Annotated in this window: 26 protein-coding genes; 3 read left to right on the top strand and 23 right to left on the bottom strand. The window is 61.8% G+C overall.

The features are described from left to right. Window positions 1–5: 5 nt before the first annotated feature. The 12 genes from M1E05_RS19505 to M1E05_RS19560 all read right to left on the bottom strand — a co-directional run bounded on the left by M1E05_RS19505 (window position 6) and on the right by M1E05_RS19560 (window position 8,567). Entirely contained in the window at window positions 6–767 is a 762-nt protein-coding gene (locus M1E05_RS19505; RefSeq protein ID WP_461163942.1) for a hypothetical protein, read from the bottom strand. Further along, entirely contained in the window at window positions 764–1,354 is a 591-nt protein-coding gene (locus M1E05_RS19510) for an RNA polymerase sigma factor (RefSeq protein WP_461163943.1), read from the bottom strand. The genes M1E05_RS19505 and M1E05_RS19510 overlap by 4 nt, the downstream gene beginning before the upstream one ends. Before the next feature lie 101 nt (window positions 1,355–1,455). Continuing rightward, window positions 1,456–2,025 (bottom strand): dihydrofolate reductase family protein, encoded by a 570-nt coding sequence (locus M1E05_RS19515; protein WP_461163944.1) that lies wholly within the window; start codon window positions 2,023–2,025, stop codon window positions 1,456–1,458. Window positions 2,026–2,027: 2 nt separating this feature from the next. After that, the gene (locus M1E05_RS19520; protein WP_461163945.1) at window positions 2,028–2,324 is read right to left on the bottom strand and encodes a DUF1801 domain-containing protein; all 297 of its coding nucleotides are present in this window, start codon (window positions 2,322–2,324) and stop codon (window positions 2,028–2,030) included. Window positions 2,325–2,340: 16 nt separating this feature from the next. Next, a complete protein-coding gene (locus M1E05_RS19525) occupies window positions 2,341–3,414 on the bottom strand; it encodes a HoxN/HupN/NixA family nickel/cobalt transporter (protein WP_458112948.1) in 1,074 nt (357 codons plus the stop codon). Further along, entirely contained in the window at window positions 3,414–4,310 is an 897-nt protein-coding gene (locus tag M1E05_RS19530) for an urease accessory protein UreD (protein ID WP_461163946.1), read from the bottom strand. Before M1E05_RS19530 ends, M1E05_RS19525 begins: the two co-directional genes overlap by 1 nt. Next, complete coding sequence (gene ureG / locus M1E05_RS19535) at window positions 4,307–4,924, bottom strand: urease accessory protein UreG (protein WP_458112946.1); 618 nt, start codon at window positions 4,922–4,924, stop codon at window positions 4,307–4,309. Before ureG ends, M1E05_RS19530 begins: the two co-directional genes overlap by 4 nt. Before the next feature lie 33 nt (window positions 4,925–4,957). Next, window positions 4,958–5,635: an urease accessory protein UreF gene (locus tag M1E05_RS19540; protein ID WP_458112945.1), complete on the bottom strand. Its 678-nt coding sequence runs from the start codon at window positions 5,633–5,635 to the stop codon at window positions 4,958–4,960. A gap of 4 nt (window positions 5,636–5,639) precedes the next feature. After that, on the bottom strand, window positions 5,640–6,125 hold the full coding sequence (gene ureE, locus M1E05_RS19545) for an urease accessory protein UreE (RefSeq protein ID WP_458112944.1): 486 nt from the start codon (window positions 6,123–6,125) through the stop codon (window positions 5,640–5,642). A gap of 16 nt (window positions 6,126–6,141) precedes the next feature. Continuing rightward, a complete protein-coding gene (gene ureC / locus M1E05_RS19550) occupies window positions 6,142–7,899 on the bottom strand; it encodes an urease subunit alpha (protein WP_458112943.1) in 1,758 nt (585 codons plus the stop codon). Continuing rightward, window positions 7,896–8,255: an urease subunit beta gene (locus tag M1E05_RS19555; RefSeq protein ID WP_461163947.1), complete on the bottom strand. Its 360-nt coding sequence runs from the start codon at window positions 8,253–8,255 to the stop codon at window positions 7,896–7,898. Before M1E05_RS19555 ends, ureC begins: the two co-directional genes overlap by 4 nt. 9 nt (window positions 8,256–8,264) lie before the next feature. Beyond that, on the bottom strand, window positions 8,265–8,567 hold the full coding sequence (locus tag M1E05_RS19560; RefSeq protein ID WP_247043639.1) for an urease subunit gamma: 303 nt from the start codon (window positions 8,565–8,567) through the stop codon (window positions 8,265–8,267). Between the two features lie 109 nt (window positions 8,568–8,676). Here M1E05_RS19560 and M1E05_RS19565 point away from each other — a divergent pair, with 109 nt between their 5' ends. Continuing rightward, window positions 8,677–10,038, top strand: coding sequence for an alpha-amylase family protein (locus tag M1E05_RS19565; protein ID WP_461163948.1), 1,362 nt, complete (start codon window positions 8,677–8,679; stop codon window positions 10,036–10,038). Here M1E05_RS19565 and M1E05_RS19570 read toward each other — a convergent pair. The 7 genes from M1E05_RS19570 to M1E05_RS19600 form a co-directional block, all read right to left on the bottom strand. After that, window positions 10,030–11,295, bottom strand: coding sequence for an alpha-galactosidase (locus tag M1E05_RS19570; protein WP_461163949.1), 1,266 nt, complete (start codon window positions 11,293–11,295; stop codon window positions 10,030–10,032). The two genes, M1E05_RS19565 and M1E05_RS19570, sit on opposite strands and share 9 nt — an antisense overlap. A gap of 107 nt (window positions 11,296–11,402) precedes the next feature. Then, window positions 11,403–11,972 (bottom strand): cysteine hydrolase family protein, encoded by a 570-nt coding sequence (locus tag M1E05_RS19575; RefSeq protein WP_458112939.1) that lies wholly within the window; start codon window positions 11,970–11,972, stop codon window positions 11,403–11,405. Between the two features lie 12 nt (window positions 11,973–11,984). Next, window positions 11,985–12,422, bottom strand: coding sequence for an SRPBCC family protein (locus tag M1E05_RS19580; RefSeq protein WP_458112938.1), 438 nt, complete (start codon window positions 12,420–12,422; stop codon window positions 11,985–11,987). 23 nt (window positions 12,423–12,445) lie between these two features. Next, entirely contained in the window at window positions 12,446–13,450 is a 1,005-nt protein-coding gene (locus tag M1E05_RS19585; protein WP_458112937.1) for a LacI family DNA-binding transcriptional regulator, read from the bottom strand. A 121-nt stretch (window positions 13,451–13,571) separates the two neighbouring features. After that, window positions 13,572–13,898 (bottom strand): hypothetical protein, encoded by a 327-nt coding sequence (locus tag M1E05_RS19590; RefSeq protein ID WP_461163950.1) that lies wholly within the window; start codon window positions 13,896–13,898, stop codon window positions 13,572–13,574. A gap of 331 nt (window positions 13,899–14,229) precedes the next feature. Beyond that, entirely contained in the window at window positions 14,230–14,940 is a 711-nt protein-coding gene (locus M1E05_RS19595) for an NUDIX domain-containing protein (RefSeq protein ID WP_461163951.1), read from the bottom strand. Further along, entirely contained in the window at window positions 14,937–15,329 is a 393-nt protein-coding gene (locus M1E05_RS19600) for a DUF4406 domain-containing protein (RefSeq protein ID WP_461163952.1), read from the bottom strand. The genes M1E05_RS19595 and M1E05_RS19600 overlap by 4 nt, the downstream gene beginning before the upstream one ends. A gap of 47 nt (window positions 15,330–15,376) precedes the next feature. Here M1E05_RS19600 and M1E05_RS19605 point away from each other — a divergent pair, with 47 nt between their 5' ends. Continuing rightward, window positions 15,377–16,138 (top strand): DeoR/GlpR family DNA-binding transcription regulator, encoded by a 762-nt coding sequence (locus tag M1E05_RS19605; RefSeq protein WP_461163953.1) that lies wholly within the window; start codon window positions 15,377–15,379, stop codon window positions 16,136–16,138. A gap of 268 nt (window positions 16,139–16,406) precedes the next feature. Here the strand turns inward: M1E05_RS19605 and M1E05_RS19610 are convergent, their stop codons facing one another. Both M1E05_RS19610 and M1E05_RS19615 read right to left on the bottom strand, forming a co-directional pair. Further along, window positions 16,407–16,613, bottom strand: a complete 207-nt coding sequence (locus tag M1E05_RS19610; RefSeq protein ID WP_461163954.1) for a hypothetical protein — start codon at window positions 16,611–16,613, stop codon at window positions 16,407–16,409. Window positions 16,614–16,909: 296 nt separating this feature from the next. Next, window positions 16,910–17,077, bottom strand: a complete 168-nt coding sequence (locus tag M1E05_RS19615; protein ID WP_461163955.1) for a hypothetical protein — start codon at window positions 17,075–17,077, stop codon at window positions 16,910–16,912. A 114-nt stretch (window positions 17,078–17,191) separates the two neighbouring features. Here M1E05_RS19615 and M1E05_RS19620 point away from each other — a divergent pair, with 114 nt between their 5' ends. Then, window positions 17,192–18,175: a family 43 glycosylhydrolase gene (locus M1E05_RS19620; RefSeq protein WP_461163956.1), complete on the top strand. Its 984-nt coding sequence runs from the start codon at window positions 17,192–17,194 to the stop codon at window positions 18,173–18,175. Window positions 18,176–18,200: 25 nt separating this feature from the next. Here the strand turns inward: M1E05_RS19620 and arfA are convergent, their stop codons facing one another. After that, window positions 18,201–19,736, bottom strand: a complete 1,536-nt coding sequence (gene arfA, locus M1E05_RS19625) for an arabinosylfuranosidase ArfA (RefSeq protein WP_461163957.1) — start codon at window positions 19,734–19,736, stop codon at window positions 18,201–18,203. Between the two features lie 483 nt (window positions 19,737–20,219). Beyond that, window positions 20,220–21,161 carry a hypothetical protein gene (locus M1E05_RS19630; protein WP_461163958.1) on the bottom strand — a complete coding sequence of 314 codons (942 nt, stop codon included), beginning with the start codon at window positions 21,159–21,161 and terminating at the stop codon, window positions 20,220–20,222. Between the last annotated feature and the right edge of the window lie 136 nt (window positions 21,162–21,297).

The following is a 21,297-nucleotide window of genomic DNA, read 5'->3' on the forward strand; positions in this document are numbered from 1 at the left end:
CCCGGCTATCCAACCAATGTCCCCCCAGGGAGCGTTTCGGTAATCTCCCCCGGCTCTCGTGCACCTGTCAGGGGCCACACGATGTCGTGGTCCCCTACTTGGAGGGCGAAGCCTTGCGGCCCTGCCGGAACAAGCAACGCCTGCCCGTCAGGAAGGCCAGCGGGGGAAATAGAGTTCGGGGCCGCCACCAAATACGCGACGACGACGGCGCCGTCGGGCAGCGCTTTGGCGTAGTCGGACGGATGGGGATGCCCTATGGCGGGAAGTTCAACATAGACCCTTCCGTCATTGCCCTCTGGTATCGCTCCTTGGACCACGTTTTCGATGTCTACAACCACGACAATAGAGCCAAGGGCGTTCGTGTCCGTCCTTCCTTCCCGGATACCCGCCACGGTTCCCTTGACAACCACGCCGCTCACGCTGGCAAGCGCCTCAGTGGTTGGTAGCCGACCGGAGTCCTGCACTTGGCCAATGATTTGGCCGGGGGCTTTTTCAGGGGTTTGGGCGCTGAAAGCTGCCAAAGTGTCCTCTGGTTTATAGGAAGCGAGTACGACACTCTGAGGGCTGGCCTGCTCTTGGCCGGGTGGTGCAAACAGCCCTGCAGCCCCGGCCCCTATGCCGCCGAGCAACAGGACACCGGCAGCCACCCCTACCGCAGCCCAGGGCCGGGCGCGTCTCTCGGGCCGGGAGGCTGTTTTCTGGACGCGGGAGACCAGTTCCGCCCGCAGCGCGTCGCTGAACGTATCATCCAACTCTGGCTGCCTCATGACAGCTCTCCTTCCAGCTCAGGAGCGGGCACAGTCTTGCCTTCTCTCATGATGGCCTTCTTCATCCGCTGGCGTGCCCGGTGCATACGCGTCTTAGCCGCTCCTGGTGTCAGGTTCAGCACGGCGGCGGCAGCCGCGAGGGTGTAGTCCTCAAAGACCACAAGGCTCACCAGTTGCATGTCCAAGGCATTCAGCGTCCGAAGGGCATTTGCCACGTCACTCTCCATGGTGTCCAGGAAGACAGATTCGCCCGTAACGTGGGAAATGTCCTCGGTCCTGGGGAGCGAATTGAGGAGCCTGCGGTAACGGAATACCGAACGTCTACTGTTGCGTGCCAGGTTCGTCGTCGTGACCAGCAACCAGGGAAGAACTGATCCCTCAACAAGACGCACGCTGTCCCGGCGCCGCCAAAGTTCCAGGAAGGCTGCGGACATCACGTCCTCGGCATCGTGCCGTTCCCCGCAGAGGCGGTAGGCATGGCGAAAGACCCGGCCGCGGTGCCGATCGAACACCCTTCCGAAGGCCTCGCCGTCGCCGTTCAGGCTTCGCAGCCACAAGGCCTCTTCGCCGGACTCAGAACTCCCCATGCCCTGTATTGTCCGGCAACTCCGGAAAGGTTTCACGGGAATCGAAAAAAGAGAAAAGGATTCCCCGAGGTGGCACCACTGTCAGACCAAGATCTGCCTGCTTATTGTGGAATCGGCTTCAGCCTGTAGTTGAGCAGGACTATGCCGGAGGGGAATGGGCGGCATTCCAGTAGTTCAAGCCTCGTCCACCGGCTGATCCCCCGGAAGAAAGGCACGCCCCCACCAAGGATGACGGGCGCCACTGAGATCCCCAGTTCATCCAGCAACCCCGCCTCAATGAACTCAGACACCAGCTCACCGCCGCCAAAGAGACAAATGTCTTTATCCTCCGGGATGGAGGACTTTATCCGCGCCACTAATTCGGCCAGATCCCCTGAGAACAGCCGGGTATTTCCCTTCGTGACCATAGTGTCATCGTGGGTGACAACATAGGTTGGAACAGCGGAACCCAGGCCACCCATTCCAGCAACCTCACGGTAGGTATTGGCGCCCATGACATAAGCACCTGTCCTTAGTGTTGTCGCCTCAAAGCCGTAGTCCTCATCCTTCGACATAGCATCGTTCAGCCACGACAAGTCGCCACTTTCCGAGCGGATATACCCATCAAGGCTGGCTGCCATCCCACCGAAAACGGTGCCCATGAACGCGACGCTATCCACGTCGGCAGGCATGGTCAAGATCCTGCGACGGACCGGGCTACCCGGGACACGTCCCCTTCACCTTCCAGCAGGCCCAGTTCATCCGGGATGGTCGCACCCAAATGGAACATCAGGGACACGTTCTTTTTCGAACGGGGAAAGAAGGAGGCGATGTTGCCCTTGTACATAAAGGTGGGTGCCTGCCATTTGATTGCTTCGGTCACCGCCGGATCCACGGCCAGGATAAATTCCCTGATCTTGCCCACTAGTTCGCGCTGAGGGTTGTCGTACTTCTCAAACCACGCGTCGACGTCGGGGTTGCGGTTTCCCATGGCACAGGCACAAACCTTAGTCCCGGCCCCTTGCCCAACCAACGCCTTCATCCTGCTGGTTTTGGGCCTTCAAGCGAGCATGCAGCGCCGCCACCGCCCACACCCCCAGCAAGATGGTAATCAGCAACAGGCCGGCGTCGCCAAGATCTACTGACCCCAGCCATCTGGTGAGCGGATCTTCCCATCCGAAGGCGGCATTGAAGAAACCGCCCAACGTTATCGCCGCGATGAAAAGGGCGGACGCAGCAGAGATGCCGGTGATCACTGCGTTGAATCCCAGCTTCTGCAGGGGACGGCGGATCGCAGAGCGGTACATGCGCATCATGGCCGCCCCGTTGATCGTGTCGCAGAACGTCATCGCTGCCGTGAACGCCAGTGGCAGCGCCAGCAGGGCCAACGGGGAAACACCTGCAACGGAGGCGGAAACGGCCATCATCAGCAGCGCAATGGTGGTGGCGGTGTCGAAGCCCAATCCGAACAGGAAGCCGATCACATAAACATTCCGCGGCCGTTTCACCCGTGAGAGCGGTTTGGCCAGCAGCCGGGCCACCAGACCCTTGGCCTCCAACTCCTGTGCCGTGACGGTCAATCCCGAACGGGCCTTGAGGTAAGAACGCGTAGCTGCGACAAATGCCGAGCCGTTGAACGCGCCCATCAACAGCAGGAAAATCCCCGAAACTCCGCTGCCGATGAGCCCGAGCACCAGATTTTCGCCAGTGCCTCCGGTTAAGAACTGGCCCATCACGGACGCACCACCCACCAGCAATACCCCTGCCAGCATCACGACGGAACTGTGGCCCAAGCTGAAAGCGAAGCCCACACTCACCGGATCCTGGTTTTGGGCCACGAATTTGCGGGTGGAGTTGTCGATAGCGGCCAGATGGTCCCAGTCGTAGCTGTGCTTGATGCCGGCAAGATAGGCAGTGATGACCAGGCCAATCGCCAGCGCTTCCGCGGCCCCCAGCAAGAGGAGCACGACGGCGGCCGCATGGAGCGCAGCCACCGCACCCAATGTGCAGGCCAGCCGCGTACGCAGCGGCAACTGCTCACGGTCGCGGTAAAGCTGCCGGGCTTCGGCTGGCCCGATCATCAGTATTTCCTGAGGTCCAGGGGAGGCTGCCCGTACCAACGTCTGCGCAGCAGGGTAGTACACGATTGCAGCAGGCGCTGGAGTTCCTCGGTGCTGTCGGACAGCGAGCGCAGCACCAGCCCGGTTGTTCCGGCTACGCTGGCCGTCAGCGAAACGCCTGTGTACGCCTCGTGCGTCCTGGTCAGCTCATGCAGTTCGTCCGCGAGCGCCTGATCCACTCTCCGGTCCACCACCAGCAGCGAACCCACGTGACTGTAGCCCTCCATAAACCCCGTTCCGGTCACGTCATCATCCGAGGGCACGATCAGAAGGTTGTCCAGCGCCAGCAGCTGCCGAGCTTCCCCTGCATCTACCGTAATCTCGGTTCGCAGGCGCACCTCCTCATACCGGAACGCCGTCCCGTCCGGGGACCATCCCGGCGTGACCACTTCGGCCATGATCAGGCTTGATGTTGGCCGTACGGTTACGCGGGTGTTTTGGCGGTAGCTGGCCTCGCGGTAGGCAATCAACTGGTCCGGAGCCAACTCCAGCTGTGCCCCTTCCCCCAGCACCAACCGCATCCGTTGCTCAGCAAACGATCCCGGTGTCCGGTAGATCTTCGTCGCGGACTGCGTGGTCAGAAGCAGGCGGGCCGCATCCTCCACCTCCACCTCCATGACATAAAGATCGGCCCCAAGGTAAGCCCCACCAGGATTCACAAGAACAAAACACACCTGCCCGCTGTCATCCAAGTAATGCGGCCGCAAGACCCTCAAAGCGCCCTCGTGAAACTGCCGTGAGGCGATGGACCGTCCGTTGCGGTCAGTGACGACTAGTTCAAGACGGCCCCTCTCGGGCTGATCAGCCGCCGGCGGTGAGAGAACACTCGGACCCAGCCCAACCGCCGTCGTGCTCATGACGCCAGATCGAGCATCAGGACATCGCGCCGGATCCAGGCGATCACGGCGTCGAGCCCTTCGTCCGTTTTGAGGTTGGTGAAGCAGAACGGTTTGGTGCCCCGGAATTCGCGGGAGTCCCGTTCCATGATTGTCAGGTCTGCGCCGACGTGCGGCGCGAGGTCCGTCTTGTTGATGATGAAGAGGTCGGACTTGATCATGCCCTGCCCGGCTTTGCGCGGGATCTTCTCCCCCTGCGCGACGTCGATGATGTAGATGGAGAAGTCCACCAGCTCCGGGCTGAAGGTGGCCGAGAGGTTGTCGCCGCCGGATTCCACGAAAATCACCTGCAGGTCAGGATGCCTCGCCTTGAGCTCTTCAATCGCTGCCGTGTTCATTGAGGTGTCTTCGCGGATGGCGGTGTGCGGGCAGCCGCCGGTCTCGACGCCGATGATCCGGTCCAGCGGAAGGATGCCGTTTGCCGCCAGGATCTTGGCGTCCTCGATGGTGTAGATGTCGTTGGTGATGGCCGCCATGGAAATCTCGGCGCTCATATGGCGCGTGAGCCGCTCCACGAGCTGCGTTTTGCCGGCTCCTACGGGTCCGCCGATACCGATCTTGATGGGTTCAGACATTTGCTCTCCTGACAGTCCAGCCGTGCAATCCAACTAACTCATAAACATTCGTGCGCGTTGCCGCTCGTGCCGCATCTGCGAAATTTCCAGCCCTGGACTTACTGCCCCAAAATCGTCCGGCGTCAGTTGTCCCACCCGCTCAACGGCGGCAGCAACGGCGTCGGCCGCCTGGCGCAGTAGCCGCTGCCCGGCGTTCTGGCCCAAGGGCACCGCACGGACGGCGTTTTGCGTCAGGGACGTGACGGCAGCAAAAAGGTAGGCAGCGAGCGCCTCGTTCAACGGGACCCCGAGGGAACGGGCGACGACGGCGAATGCCAGCGGCTGATGGCCGGAAGCACGGCCGCCGCTCACCAGCCCGCGGTACTCCTCGAGCTCCGGCGAGGGAAACACTTCAGCGCCAATCTCGAGCAGCCGACCGCCCATTTTCAGGCTGGCCTCGCGCAGTTGCCGTGGCAACAGCTGGGCAGTCAGCAAGGAGTCAAGCTCCCTAACCGGATGATCCTCGTAGACGAGGCGGATGGCCAAGCCGTCCGAGAATGTAAGCTGCTGCCGCACAAATGCAGAAAGCCAAACCCCGAAGCTGGCCTCGTCCCGCACCAGCCCGCGCTCAATATAGGTCTCAAAGCCCAATGAATGAGCAAACGCTCCCGTGGGCAACGCGGAGTCAGTCAACTGCTGCAATGCAAGCTGATAGCCGGGAGTAGCTTTCATGCAATCAGTGCGAGTGTTCAGCGTGGCGGAAAGGCACCGGCATCACCCGTTCCTGGCGGTCATAAGGCACTCCGACGTGTTTGAGGTAGTCCTCAACGGTGTGGTCATACTGGCACACCATGACCTCGGCACCGTACTCGGAGGTGGAGTCGAAGAACTGGGCCTGCAGGTGGCGGTTTCCTAGGGAATGGGCCACCACGCCCATTTCGGAAATGGTTCGCGGCGCGATCACCAGGACGTCCGTGGGCAGCACCGACACCACGATCATGTTGGACTCTGCCACATGCAGGATGTCGCCGTCGCGAAGGTCCACGGAGCCGGCCGCCAGCCGGATGCCCAGCTCCTTGCCGTGGTCTGTCGTGACCCTCTGGATGCGCTTAACCAGTTGGGCGCTGGGCAGCACCACCTTCTCCTGGTGCAGGCCGGCGTAGGTTTCGGCCGCACCGCCGGGCAGTTCGTGCACGTTGCCGAGGACTTTCTCGATGATCACGTCAGCTCCAGGGGTTCTAGAAGAGGAAGTAGCGCTGGGCCATGGGCAGTACGTCAGAGGGTTCGCACGTGACGTTCTCCCCGTCTACCGTCACCTGGTAGGTCTCCGGGTCCACCTCGATGTCCGGCGTTGCGTCGTTGTACTTCAGGTCGGCCTTGGTGAGGTTCCGGATCCCTGATACGGGACGGATCACCTTCTGGAGGCCGAGCTCTTCGGGTACGCCGGCGTCGATAGCGGCCTGAGACAGGAAGGTGATGGAGGACTGCTGCAGCGCTTTGCCGAAGGTGGCAAACATGGGCCGCATGGTCCGGGGTTGCGGCGTGGGGATGGACGCGTTTGCATCCCCCATGAGGGCGTAGGCGATCTGCCCGCCCTTGAGCACAAGTTCCGGTTTGACGCCGAAGAATGCCGGATCCCACAGGACCAGGTCAGCGAATTTTCCTTCCTCCACGGATCCGATCGAGTCCGCCATGCCGTGCGCGATGGCGGGGTTGATCGTGTATTTTGCCACGTACCTCTTCAGGCGGAAGTTGTCGCTGCGGGCGGAACCGTGGACACCGCCAGTGTTGTCCCTCTGGGGGTCCTCCAAAACTCCCCGCTGCTTCTTCATCTTGTCGGCCACCTGCCAGGTGCGGGTGATGACCTCGCCCACCCGTCCCATGGCCTGCGAATCCGAGGAGGTGATGGCAAAGATGCCCATGTCCTGGAGCACGTCCTCCGCTGCGATGGTTTCCGCACGGATGCGTGAATCAGCGAAGGCCACGTCCTCGGGAATGTCCGGGTTGAGGTGGTGGCAGACCATCAGCATGTCCAGGTGCTCTTCGATGGTGTTGCGCGTGTACGGCAGGGTCGGGTTGGTGGACGCGGGCAGCACATTCGGGAGGCCGGCGATCTTGATAATGTCCGGCGCGTGCCCTCCCCCGGCGCCTTCCGTGTGGAAGGTATGGATGACGCGGCCGTCGATTGCCCTGATGGTGTCCTCTACGAAGCCGCACTCGTTGAGAGTGTCTGTGTGGATGGCCACCTGGATGTCGTATTCGTCGGCGACTTTGAGGGAAGTATCGATCGAGGAGGTGGTGGATCCCCAGTCCTCATGCACCTTGAGGCCGATCGCTCCGGCCCTGATCTGCTCAGCGAGGGGTTCGACCGCGGACGCGTGTCCCTTTCCGAGAAGTCCGATGTTGATGGGAAGGCCCTCGGCGGCCTGGAGCATCCGCTGGATGTGCCATTTGCCGGGCGTTACGGTGGTCGCTTTGGTGCCTTCGGCCGGGCCGGTTCCGCCGCCCAGCATGGTGGTCACTCCGCTGCACAGCGCCGTGGGCACCTGTTCAGGGGAGATGAAGTGGATGTGCGAATCAACGCCGCCGGCCGTGAGGATTTTCCGTTCGCCGGCGATGATCTCGGTGCTCGCTCCGATGACGATGTCCACGCCGTCCGTGATCTGGGGGTTTCCGGCTTTACCGATTTTGAAGATGTGGCCGTCCCGGAGGGCTATATCCGCCTTGTAGATGCCGGTGTAGTCCAGCACGATCGCGTTGGTGATAACGGTGTCCGGCACACCGCCGCCGGAACCAATATCGTCACGGGTCAGCTGGCCGTTCTGGCCCATGCCGTCCCGGATCACCTTGCCGCCCCCGAACACCACTTCCTCGCCGTAGCGGGTGAGGTCATTCTCGATCTCCAGGAACAGCTCTGTGTCTGCGAGGCGGATGGCGTCGCCCGTCGTAGGCCCGTAGAGGTCCGAGTACTGCTTGCGGGACAGTTCAAAACTCACGCGGCTCCCCCGTCAGGTGTGGCTTTCGCGACGGATGCTGGCCCGCGGGCGTCGAGCGTTCCGTTAACCGCGTTGCTGAGTCCGAAAACCTCGCGGCGCCCTGCGAGCTCGATCAGCCGGACAGTCCGGCTGTCGCCTGGTTCGAACCGTGCAGCCGTGCCGGCGGGAATGTCCAGGCGCCGTCCGTGGGCCGCCTGGCGATCGAACTCGAGTGCACTGTTCGCCTCGGCAAAGTGGTAGTGGGAGCCCACCTGGACGGGACGGTCGCCGGTGTTCAGTACGACGACGTCGATCGCGTCCCGTCCGGCATTCACCACCACCGGTTCAGGCCGGAGGACGTATTCTCCTGGGATCATCTGTTGCCCCTAGCGGATGGGATCGTGGACGGTCACCAGTTTGGTGCCGTCAGGGAAGGTAGCTTCGATCTGCACGTCATGGATCATCTCCGGGATGCCTTCCATGACGTCCTCGCGGGTGAGCAGCGTGGTCCCGTAACTCATCAATTCGGCCACTGTCCGGCCGTCCCGGGCGCCCTCGATCAACTCGTAGCTGATGATGGCCACGGCCTCCGGGAAATTGAGCTTGAGCCCACGGGCCTGACGGCGCCGTGCAAGGTCAGCCGCCACCACGATCATGAGCTTTTCCTGCTCACGGGGTAAAAGATGCATCCGTAATCCCTTCAGCTTGTGACCAGAGTAAGCCCGCCAGGTTTCGGAAAGATTTCGGCTCACTGGCAGAATGGCCCGGGTACGTTCCCCTCCAGCAAAGGAGCCCGCCTTGGCCGAACCGGATTGGGTGCAGCATGCAGTGTGGTGGCAGGTCTACCCGCTTGGATTTGTGGGGGCCGAGCAAAATGCCCTCCCCGCTGGAGCGCCTGTGGTTCATCGGCTCCCGCAGCTCATCTCCTGGCTGGACTACGCCGTAGAACTGGGCGCTTCGGGCATCGCGCTGGGCCCGGTGTTCGCCTCGGAAACCCATGGCTATGACACCACTGATTACTTCCGCGTGGACCCCCGTCTGGGTGACGACGCCGACTTTGACGAGCTGATCCGAGAAGCGCACTCCCGGGGCCTCCGTGTGCTTTTGGACGGCGTCTTCAACCACACCGGCCGGAGTTTCCCACCCTTCCAGGAGGCGATGTTGCAGGGCCCGTCCGGGGCCAAGGCCTCCTGGTTCCGCTTCAAGTGGCCTGACTCCGGCTGGACTCCCGGGATGGAGCCTGAGTACACGGATTTTGAGGGACACCACCACCTCGTCGCCTTGAATCATGCCGAACCGGAAGTTGCCGGATTCATTGCCGGGGTCATGAAGCATTGGCTGGCACGGGGAGCTGACGGTTGGCGACTGGATGCTGCGTACGCTGTGCCGGCGTCGTTCTGGTCCAGCGTCCTGGCCGAAGTCCGGGCCGAGTTTCCCGACGCCTATTTCGTCGGCGAACACATCCACGGCGACTATGCCGCGGCGGTCAGTGACGGCAGCCTGGATTCCGCAACCCAGTACGAACTCTGGAAAGCCGTCTGGAGCTCGCTCAACGACCGCAACTTCTACGAACTCGCCGCGGCCTTGGAACGGCACAACTCGTTTATGGCTGGTTTTGCACCGCTGACCTTCATCGGGAACCATGACGTCACGCGCATTGCCAGCAAGCTTCAGGATCCTGCCCTCCTGCCCCTCGCTCTTGTGGTCCTGCTGACGGTGGGAGGCACACCATCGATCTACTACGGGGACGAGCAGGCCTTTCGCGGCATCAAGGAGGACAGGGCCGGGGGCGACGACGCAGTGCGGCCTGCCTTCCCTGCCTTGCCTGCTGATCTCAGCCCTGAGGGATGGCCCACCTATCGGCTCTACCAGGAGCTGATCGGAGTACGACGGCGGCATGCCTGGCTCCACTCGGCCCGCACCGCTGTGTGGTCGTTGACCAACGAGCAGTTCATCTTCGTGGCCGAAAATGATGGCGACGCGCTGGTGGTGGCGTTGAACCTTGCCGATGAGCCAGCAGACCTCGAGGTAACGGCGGACATACGGGCATCGGCGGTGGCCCTGCTTGCTCATGCGTCGCTGCTTGCAGGAACCGGAAGCCTCGACGCTCAGTCCCGAAGGGTGAAGTTGCCACCACGAGGGTGGGCGATCTTAGGCTAGGTTGCGTGGCGTAAAGCGGTAGAGACACACTCCGTGCGGGGCAATCTCGAAGCTCAGCACATCCCCGCTCACTTCCAGTTTCTCCTGGGTCCACGACTCGAGCGCTGCCCAATGCTCCCATTCAGCCGTCTCGCCGAGGCCGAGATCCCGGAGTGGGATGTCCCGGCGAAGCACCTCAGTCCCGGTATTGAAGACAGCACCAAACCGGTCCTCCGACGTCGTGCTTTCCGCTGCCCAGATCACCAGGTTCCCCTCGCGGAGGAGCTCACGGTTTCCGGTGCTGGCCTTCAGGATTTCAAGCGCATCCCGGTTGGTCAGCAGACCGAGCGTTTCCGGCGGGGAGCTTGGAAGGTCGCAACCCAGCATCAGGGGCGAGCGGGACATGCACCAGAGCGTCATCATGGTGCGCTGTTCGTCCAGGGTGAGCCTGGTGACCCTTTCGGGGCCGCGTTCGGCACGCAAGGCGATCCGGCCTACCGGCAGCATGTCGGCGTCGGCCCACGCTCCTGCTCTCTGATGGGGCGCCCAACGTGCCATGCGCCCAAACTGCGCCTCGACGTCGTCCCAGTTGTCCCAGAGATCGTCGGAAACACGCCACATCTGCGAGTTTTCACGGAGGTGCTCAAGGTGCGCCAGGGACAGGGCGCGGCCCGGCGAAAGGCTGAGGATCATCTCCCGGCCCGAATTCCGGATGGCCTGCTGGTAGGACCGGATCTCTGCCGCCAGGTAGGGACCCACCATGTCATCGGCTTTGATGAAGTCCACACCCCAGGCTGCGAAAAGCGCCAACTGGGAATCGTAATAGGCCTGGGCGCCGGGATGGTTGTGGTTCAGGCCGTAGTTGTCGGTGTTCCAGTCGCAGACAGAATCGAGGTCTGCCACCTGGTCTGCGGTGAAGCCCGTGCCGGCTACAGGCAGTTTGTCCCGGACCGCTTGCCGGGGGATGCCCCGCATGATGTGGAGGCCGAACTTGAGGCCAAGGGCATGGATTTTCGCGGCCAGCGGAGCGAATCCCCTTCCCTCCGCCGCTGAGGGGAAGCGGTTGACGGCAGGCATTTGCCGGCCCGCGTGGTCCAGGACCAGGGCCGCGCCATCGTTGTAACCACCCGCTTTTGCCGCCGGCTCATACCACTGGATATCGACGACGACTGTGTCCCAGCCGTAGGGGGCCAGATGGGCGGCCATGTACTCCGCGTTGGCCAGGACTTCATCCTCAGTGACCGTGGTCCCGTAGCAATCCCAGCTATTCCAGCCCATGGGAGGCGTATGCGCTAACAACATTCCTACAACGTTATAGAGCGTCTCCTGGAAACGGAAGAGCCCGTAAGATTTTGTTACTCGGTCTCTGGTTGCGGTGAGCTGATCTAGCCGTGGTTAGTCAGCCTCTTCCTCAGCAGTTCCTTGATTTGGGGCGGAGTCAGAACCGCCTGACGGTAGCCCTTGGACAGGATGGATAAAACCGCTTCTGCTGCCTCCTGATCCTCAGAACCGATGGCTTCACGGGCATAAGCCACACGGATATTGTTGGCGAAGGCGTCAGCTGCCGTCTGGGCGATGCAGTTGTGGGTGGAGACACCGCCGAGAATGATCTGGTCAACGCCCCAGTTCCGCAGGCGAAGTAACACATCGGTGCCCATAAAGGCGCTGTCCCTGGTCTTTGCCAGGCAGGGCAGGTCTTCAGTCCTCAGTCCCGGCACGAAATCGGCCTGCCCGGTGCCTCGGAAAATGAAGCCCTGGTCGTCGTCGAGCATGCTGAGGGTCCATGTTGACTTGTCCCGCTCATGCTCAGTCTTCACCAACAGCACCTTGCCGCCTGCTTCTTCAACGACGTCGATGAGGTCATTGCAGGCAGCCACCAACTCATCCTGCTGGGCTGCCAGGTCCGGATTCTCGAAAAAGGCGTTCTGCATATCGATGATGAGGGCCGCGATCATGGTCCACTCCTTTCAGTTGGACTCGAGCACTTCCTTTAGTTTCCGGAGGTCCTTCCGCATTGCCCGGCGCATCATCGGAGCCATAACGGCACCAGCGAGCTTGGAAAATCCGGCGGGGCTGCCGGTATTTCGCAGGACCATTCTGGTGGACGTTGTCCCCTCGGGAGTCCAGGCGTAGGTGGTCTGCATCGGGAACGGGCCTTGGGCGGTGCGCATCACAAGGCGTTGCCCGGGGAGGAGCTCAATGATTTCGTAGACGTAGTCCAACGTCCGGCCAAGGAAGCGGGCACTAAAGGCAAGCTTCGAGCCGACAGCCATGGGTGGTTGTGTCTGCCACTTGACGCTTTTGATGTTGGAATACCACTGCGGGGCGTTATCGGGGTTTCCCGCATACTCGGCAACATGGTCTTGCGGCCTGTTGATGACGGTCTCCACCTGGACATCCACCATTGCCCTTGTCCTTCCTCGCAGCCTTAAGGAGCTGAGTCCCGGATCCTGAGCTCGAAACCCGCTTCCAGCTGGAGTCCTTCGGCTTCCGGCGCCGTTCCTTCAATCCGGTCTATCAGCAACCCTACGGAGCGCTCTGCGATTTCGTCCATGCCCGGGGCCACCGTGGTGAGGGAGGGAGAGGCAAAACGGGCCTCGTCAATGTCGTCAAAGCCAGCAATGGCTACTTCTTCCGGCACTTTCACCCCCTGCATCAGTAACTCATGCAAGGCCCCCAGTGCCACGGTGTCGTTGAGCCCGAACACGGCATCAAACTGGACTCCGCTGTCCAGTAGCTGGCGGACGGCGGAAGCCCCGGCGTCCCGCCGCCACTGGCACAACACAGCCAGGTCGGGATCGAACTCCAGCCCGGCAGCCATGAGGGCCTGGCGGTAGCCCACCATGCGCAAACCCGAACTGCCGGTGGTGTCTTCCGGAGCAGCACCGAGAACAGCCACCCGACGCCGCCCGGACGCCAGGAGGTGGGAGGTGAGAGCCTGCGCGGCTTCAGTGTTCTTCATGGTGACAAGATCAAAGCGGGGGTCTGCAATATGCTCCCCCAGCAGCACCAAAGGCTTGTCGCCTTGGGCAGCCGCGACGTCGTCGGGCCCCAGCGCCAGGGGTGTGAACAGGAGGCCGTCGGTCAGCTGGCGAAACTGGCCCTGCAGCGCGGCAAGTTCATTCTCCCTAGTCGCCGCCGACTGTTCCACGAGCACCCGGTATCCCCTTGCTGAAGCTACTTTCATGAGGTGGGAGGCCAACTCGGCGTAGTACGGGGAGGAGAGATCGGAGAGCACCAGCCCCAGCATGCGCGTCTTACCGGAGCGGAGGCTGCGTGCCGTGAGGTTGGCTTCGTAGCCCAGCGCGGCGATTGCGTCCAGCACCTTCTGCTTGGTGGCGGGCCGGATGAACTCGTAGTCATTGAGCACATTGGACACCGTTTTGAGGGAGACGCCGGCTGCTCGCGCGACGTCGTTCATAGTGACAGCCATAGCTGGGTCCTTCGTCCGGCAACTCTTCCAGTTACATCGTTGCAGAAATATCCATTACTCGTGGTCTCCAGGGAAGGAAGATGTTCACTCACTCACCAATGCACTGGAACACGGAGTGACGTCAAAGCGATGACAGGACTACGTAGGTGACGATAACTGCGCCAAAAATGACAGGCAGGCCGGCTACAAAGAGCCCGCCGAGGGCCCACCCCTCGTCGCCTCGTTTAATCACCCAGATAGCAAGGATGCACGTGAACACCAGAAGCAAGAAGGACAATACGGTTAGCATAAAGGCGCTGTCGACTGCGGGGGACCGTGGGGCAGTGCAGGAAAACAGGCAGACGGAATCAAAAAAGAGCTTGATCCCCCATGCAAAGCCCACCACGCCTACGACTGCAGTGGTGAAAACCGCCGGACCTGAATATTTGCTCCCCATACCCGTGATCATGCGTGAGTTTGAGAAAAAGTCCAAACAATGGATTAATACCGACGCCAATTGCCTGCGTATGCCCGACTGGGCCCCTCTTCAACTCTGGAATCCGCAGCGGACGCGTAGTGAGCTTTCAGCTCATCCATATGCTTCGGGGTCCTGAGGAGACCTCCACTAATGCTGGTTGCCCGGAAACGCGATGTTTGCTGCCGGAACAGGAGCTCAAGTGCAGCCTTGAAGTTACGCACCACCAATGACATCACAACGATGGCAGGACTATTTTGGCGGTCCACCGGTGGCCGCGACTCCCCAAACCATGACGCCAGAACAGACAGGAACAGGGTCATGGTCAAAGCACTGTTACGGCGGGTGAATTCATCTCAAAGAGGTGGGTCATGGCTGCCCACTGGAGAAGAATGACGGTCTTGCCGTCGACGATCCTGCCATCGGATGTCATAGCAAGTGCTTCATCGAAGGGAATCTCGAGTACTTCGATGTCTTCACCTTCTTCCTGCAGACCGCCTCCGGGCGTTGTCCGGTCGGAGGGGCTGTAGGCTGCGGCGTAGAAATGGACGGATTCCGTGACGGAACCGGGGCTCATATAGAGGTCGAAAACATGTTGCAATTCCCCCAGCGTGACTCCGAGCTCTTCGCTGGCTTCCCGTCGGATCGCAACTTCGGGGGCATCGTCATCAAGAAGGCCCGCGGCCGTTTCGATGAGCATGCCGTCACGGTGCCCGTTGACGTAGGCCGGGAACCGAAACTGCCGGGTCAACAGAACCGTTCTCTGAAAAGGATCGTAGACCAGAATTGTGGCACCGTTGCCCCGGTCGTAGGTTTCCCGCTCTTCCATGACCTGTCGCCCGTCGCGCCGGCGGTAAGCGAAGGTAGTCCGGCGCAGAACGTGCCACCCGTCTGACGTTACTTCGACCCCAGTGATCCTGACGTCCGGGTTGCGATCCAAGCCGACACCCGCACGGTCCAAGCCTGTACGGCCACGGCTGTCCGGGACGTCCACTCCGGGCTGTCCAAGAGCAGGATACCCGCGATGCGGTCTCACTGAATGGTGTCCGTCTGCGTCAGGGCGGCGCCGGGGATCTCGTCCAGGCTGTAGTAAACAGGTATGCCTCGGTCTCGGGCAATCGCAACGTCCTGGTCGGCTCCTCGCGACTCGCCGGCCAGCCTGAGGACCGCATCACATCGCTGGAGAAGGCGTTCAGCTGTCGGATACATCACCTGACCAGCAATCGGATCCGAGAGATCCTCCACGCCCGCACTCCCCAGAACGGGGAGCGCCACCCACTCTCCGATCATGGGTAAATGTCCAGCTTTGAAGATCGGCCACGCAACCTGTTCAAGGCGGGAAAGGTTGCGGCGCAGCAGGTCGGGGTCATCCCGCGTCCCGGAACGGTAGGGGCCAGCAATCAATATCATCAGGGATTTGGTCATGCACACTAGAATAGTGCAAAAACATGCATGAATCGGAAGGAACGTGAATGCTCGCCGCTGAACGTCAGTCAATCCTCCTCAGTCGCCTTGCCGAACAGGGGAAGCTGATAGCCAAGGACATCGCTGCTGAGTTAGGTCTGTCCGATGACACTGTCCGCCGTGATCTCAGAGAACTTGCCGCCGCAGGGATGTGCCAACGGGTATACGGAGGAGCCCTGCCCGTTTCGCCGGCGGCTGCGGACTACACCGCTCGCATCGGTGTTCAGCCGGACAGCAAAGATCGGGTCGCCCGCTGTGCTGCCCGCCTCATCGATCAGGGCAGTACTGTCATCCTCGACGGCGGCACAACCACGCTCGCCGTCGTCCGGGCACTAACGCCTTCCCTTAACTGCACGATCATCACGCACAGCCCCACTATCGCCGCAGCACTTCTGCCATTCACGGGAATCGAGATCTTCCTCCTCGGAGGTCGTCTGTTCAAACATTCGGCGGTGACCTGCGGTGCCGCCGCAATGGAAGCAGCACAGGCGATCTCCGCTGACCTGTTCCTTCTCGGGGTGACAGGCGTGCACTCCTCAGAAGGGTTGACCACGGGGGACGTTGAGGAAGCGGCCATGAAGCGGGCCCTGGCTGGGCGGGCAGCCGATACCTACGTTCTTGCCAGCGCAGAAAAGATCGGCGTCGCCTCCCGCTACCAAGTCCTGCCCCTGACCGACATTGCAGGCATCATCACCGACCGACCAGAAAACGATCCGACTCTCAGCGCGCTCCGAAGGAGCGGTACCACCCTTATCGATGCCAACACCTGATCTCTGCAGCGGCATATCCGATACACAAAACGACGGAGGGCCCGTTCGGGACGTACTCAATCCCGCAAGACGCCGGTACTGACCCGCCCGATCATCCTTGCGAGGGGGTTTGGACAGACTGAGAAGACAGCGGATTTTTGGTCCGCCGCTTCAGCCCTGAAGCGACCGATGGCGACCCCCACATAACTGCAGGCTGCCTAAAGCGTATGGCGCCCCCGCATGTCAACAGTCGCGAGCCGCTTCGGGAGACGAATTTCAGGCCTAGAAACTAGTTCTCTCCTGCCAGCACGGCACAGACGTCTGCCAAAACCTTGCCGTCGAGGGAATAGGCGATGAACGTGTTGGTGTCGGCGTCGAAGGTAAAGGTCTGGTGTCCGGCGACACTGTAAGCCTCATCAGGGAGTAACCCGATCAGGTATCGGCCATTGATGGTGATGTGGAAGTCGTTGGCCGCTTGATCGTACGTCTCAATCAAAGCGTACCGGGACCGTTGCGTGAATGTTTGGCCAGACTCTGCATTTATCCAGACGCCGGTGCCGACTGTGTGTTCCGAGAATCGGTCACCGGGAAGGAATTTTTCGAAGCCCTTTACCGTGATATCCCGTGGGGACCATGACTCTGCTCATCCCTCTCCGGCTTGGCCTGCGGGCCAATGAAGCCGCCGCGATATGTCGCCCTAGAACGCCATTCGCAACGAGGCGGCAACAGGCCTACCGACAGCGGGCAAAGACCACTCATTTGCCGTCGAAACCGCCCCTCTGCTCCCCCGCTTCAGTCTGATTCGGGACCAAGGTCCAGTTCTTCTTCGTCGCCGTCCCGGACGGCTTGGTTTGCGATCAGGTCCATGCGGTCAGCGGCCGTCAGAGTGTCATCTCCTTGGATCTCTGCAACGTCTTTGCTGTCGATCGCCTCGGCCGATTCAGGCTTGGATTCGGACATCCTCGTCTCCCTCGTGGTCCATCAACGCTACCTGGATGGCCAGAATAGCCCTGTCAACCCAGCCAGTCCAGTGGTCCCTTCCCTCGGTTTCTCCAACGTTGTAAACTCGTCGTCATGATCCCTGAATCCCCACTGTTCCGCTGCCCCGTATTCGACGGCGCCGCCGACCCCACAGTCATCCATAAGCGCGGCACTCAGGAGTGGTGGATGTTTTACACCGCACGCCGGGCAACACTTGCGGCCGGAGGATGCGAATGGATTACGGGCACCCGTATCGGCATCGCAGTCTCCTTGGATGGTGGATCCTCTTGGGAGTACCGCGGCGTGGTGGAAGGTCTGGATCCGGAGGGTTCTCCCGGCCTCAACACGCATTGGGCGCCGGAGGTTGTCTGGCACGAGGACAGGTACCACATGTTCCTCACGTGGGGTGCAGGAGCACCCGGAACCTGGGCTGAACAGACAGAACGCCGCGTGGTTCACTTCACCAGCGATGACCTTGAGCAGTGGGACTTCACCGAAACGATCGACGTCGGTTCAGAGAACGTGATCGATGCCGCCTTCGCCGTGGTGGGGGACGGCCAACCACGCCTGTGGTTCAAGGATGAAGTGGACGGCGCCACCACCTGGTCAGCCGTCTGTAACGATGCAACACGCCTCACCGGCTGGCGGTCTGAAGGTCAGGTAATTGGCCGTCCCGCCCACGAAGGGCCCAACGTATTCCGGCTGGGAGGGTGGTACTGGATGGTGGTAGACGAATGGCGCGGCCAGGCGGTGCACCGCTCTGCGGACGGTCTGGCGTGGGAGCGGCAGGAGGCCAACAACGGACTCATCCTCGACGCTCCGGCGAGCGGCGCCGATGACGCCACGTACGGCCGGCATGCCGATGTTGTCACCCAGGGCGACCACGCCTACATTTTCTACTTCACCCACCCAGAGTGGCAGGACACCGAGATGGCCAACGGGCTGCTGGACCCTGCCGAGGCCCTGCGGGAGCAGCGCACCAGCATCCACGCTGCACGTCTTTACGTAGAGGAGGGAGTCCTGGTCTGTACACGAGACCTGGACTCCCCCATCAACTTGGACCCTGCCCTTATCTAGGCGATGGCCTGACTCCTAGTCGCCCCTAGGCGTTCACGGCAAGGCGGATCATGGTCCAGGACACCGCCGGAAGCTCGGCGGTGAGCCGCCCGCCGTCGAGCTTTGCCGAGGTGTTTTCGGTGGGCAGGACCGACGTCGAGTCGTCAGCAGTGGCCTGCCAGTACGGGTCCTTGTTCGAGTAGGTCACAGCCTCGACCACCCGCACGTTGCCGAGTCCAGCCACAGCAGCGTCCAACGTGAGCGCGTCCGTCACCGATCGGTTGACGGCGAACACCACTGCCTCGCCCGTCTCGGAGTCGAAGGTGGCCACCGCGGAGAGTGCGTCGAAGTTCTCGGTTTTTCCGGCATTAAGCGACGGCGATTCCAGGGCAAGCTTCAGCACGGTACCGGCGGCATGGCGGGATGTGAGCGCGAAGGGGTGGAACGTGGTCTGCTTCCAGGCACGACCACCCGGTTCCGTCATGATCGGGGCAATAACGTTCACCAACTGGGCCAGGCTGGCCGAGTGCACGCGGTCAGTGTTCCGGAGCAGGGTGATCAGGAGATCACCGACGACGACGGCGTCCGCCACAGTGTAGCGGTCCTCCAGCAGCACGGGTGCAACGGGCCAGTCCTTGCCGCTCGGGGCCTTGGATTCAGCCCGGCTCCCGTGCCAGACATTCCACTCATCAAAGGAGATGTTCACCTGCTTGGAGGACTTCTTCACTGACTTCACGTGGTCAATGTGGGACACGGTGTCGCGGATGAAGTATTCCATCTTGTGGCCCGCGGCAAGGTGCTCCTGCAGGTCGCCGAAATCTTCGAAGTATTGGTGGGCGGAGACGAGGTCCACCAGGTCATAGGTCTCCGTCAGGACAATACGCTCCCATTCGCCGAAGCTGTCCATCCCCGGTGAAGAACTGCCGCAGGCCACGAGCTCCAGGTCAGGTTCGATCATCCGCATACCGCGGGCAGTGTCAGCAGCGAGGCGTCCGTACTCCAAGGCGTTCTTGTGACCGATCTGCCAGGGGCCGTCCATTTCGTTGCCAAGGCACCACATCTTGATGCCGTAGCCGGTCTCCGCACCGTTGGCCCTGCGCTGGTCCGAGAACGCTGTGCCGCCGTCGATATTGCAGTATTCGAGAAGGTCCAGGGCCTCCTGGGTGCCACGGGTTCCCAAATTCACGGCCATCATGGGTTCGACGCCTGCCTTCGCCGTCCATTTGGCGAACTCGTCCACGCCCACGTGGTTCGGATCCGTGGAGTGCCAAGCGAGGTCAAGACGGACCGGCCGCTTTTCCACCGGCCCCACGCCGTCTTCCCAGCGGTACCCGGAGACGAAGTTTCCGCCCGGGTAGCGGATGGTGGAAACTCCGAGCTCGCGCGTGAGCTCAAGGACGTCGGTGCGGAAGCCGTCCTCGTCCGCGGAGGGATGGCCGGGCTCAAAGATGCCCGTATATACACAGCGGCCCAGGTGCTCCACAAAGGAGCCGAAAGTCCTCCTGCGGACCGGCCCGACGGTGAAGGCGGGGTCGATGGTGACCTGTGCCGTGGCTGTTTCAGTATTGCCCGTATTGCTCAAGGGAAGGATCCTCGCTCTAGTTTCTACAACGTTATAGAACATTGTTGAAGGTTGAGCGTGATTCGTCAAGGGTCAGGGGTATCAGCCCTGGGAATTCCTCATCAGGATTGAAGCCGCCGCCGCGCCCCCCAGCAGCGCGGCGACAGCAGGCACCGGATAGAGAGAGGCCAAGCTTCTCCAGGCCTTGTACCGGGTGTCTGACCGGACTAACCCGCCCGGCCAGACACCCCGTGTCTAAGCCGACTAACTACTGGAAGCTAGTCGGTCGGGACCAAAGGGTCCGGCCAGTTGCCGACGGCGCCCCGCACCGCATGCGGCCACCAACCGATCCGCCCTCTGACGGAGGATCGCTCCCGGGCTTTGGCCCGGGCACAGTCCAGTTGGGTGCAAACAGACATGAGATTCTCCTGACTGAAGTTTCATTCCGGACGCTGACAGCGTCCGGAGTCTTCGTCTGCCTGGAAATGGGCAGAGTTAACCCGTTCAGTCGGGGGTGGACCCGGGATCAAAGGGTGGAGCGACGGGCGGAAGCTCCTGGAGGCTGGGCATTCCGGCAAAGTGAGATGCCAAGGGAACTGCCCAGAACGCTGCCACGTCCGCCCAGGCTTGGACTCCGCCTCCGGCAGATCCGGTAGATGCGGAGCCTGGACCGGCAGCAAGGGCAGCCTGGAGGTGACGTTCTCCGGGGACAGGTGCCTCCGGTACCGGCACTGATCCACCGGAGTCTCCCATAACGGCCAGCGTGTGTAAGGCAGGCTGGATCAAAAGCGCTTGCCCGGTTCTGGTTCCATCCGGGATTTGGGTAGCGGAGGTGCCACTCTGGGATGACGGCGTCAGCACGTTTGCGGCAACCGCTTCGACAGCGGGCTGAGCCGCCGGCACCTCACTGCTTTGGCTGTCATTTGGAGCCTCTTGACCCGGTAAAAGAACGCCCGGAACCCAGGGAAGAGGTTCAGGCAAAACGGGAGGCACCATGTCAGGCCCAGGCAAGGGAGCGGCCGGGATAACGTCCGCTAAGCCGCCCACGATTTCCCCAACTTCCGTGACCACCGGCTGGACGGGATCTACCGCCGAGCCAACGACGTCCACCACGTCAGCCAGTCCGGCGTCGACGGTTGGGATGGTGTTGGCGACGGCATCGCTCACGGGAGCCGTCACCGGGGACGCTGTGCCGATGACGGCGTCTGCCACCGGAAGCAGCGTGCTGGTAGGAGGTTGGATTGGGGCAGGAAGTGGTGCTGCGCCCGTGGAGGCATCCTCGAGAGTGGTGGTGCCGGCCTGCGTCAGCTGAGGCACGAGGTCAGGGTCCGGCAGGGCGGCGTTCGCGGTTCCAGCGCCCCAGATCAGCCAGGCGAGGGCAGCGAAGGCGGCAAATAAAAGAGGGCGCAGGACACTTCGGCGACGTTGATTTAGCGCGAGGTCCATACTTCACCCCCACCTGCACAATGGAAGATCAGAATACGCCCGCCCGAAGAACCGCGTCTAGACCAACGCGCTGCCTTTCAGAACATGGCTTACCCCGCCGCGCGGCGCGTGCGGGCACGGTGAGGCGACGGGTGAC

Source organism: Arthrobacter sp. R4-81, assembly GCF_054792365.1.